This window comes from Pseudomonas sp. SIMBA_068 (genome assembly GCF_046534705.1).
GTDB classification, from domain to species: domain Bacteria; phylum Pseudomonadota; class Gammaproteobacteria; order Pseudomonadales; family Pseudomonadaceae; genus Aquipseudomonas; species Aquipseudomonas putida.
Window position 1 is genome coordinate 1 of the sequence record NZ_JAWRYI010001578.1, and the last position, 238, is coordinate 238.

Consider the following 238-nt stretch of genomic DNA (forward strand, 5'->3'; position numbering starts at 1 on the left):
GTGCGCAGCATCAGGCGGCCGAGCAGGTCGAGGTCGCTGGACTCTTCGGCGGCCTCGAGGATTTGCGCCTGCAAGGCCTGCAGCCGCTGATACAGGCGCAGCACCCGCTCGCCTTCCGGCGACAAACGCGCACCGCCACCGCCACGGCCACCTGTGCTGCGCTCCACCAAGGGCTGGCTGGCCAGGTTGTTGAGCTCATCAATGGCATCCCAGGCTGCCTTGTAGCTGATGCCCGCAG

1 protein-coding gene is annotated in these 238 nt (G+C 67.6%); it reads right to left on the reverse strand.

Translation table 11 applies throughout. The features are described 5' to 3' along the window. Positions 1 to 238 (reverse strand): winged helix-turn-helix domain-containing protein (locus SB756_RS35010; RefSeq protein WP_410913873.1); only part of this gene is annotated, 238 nt, incomplete at both ends.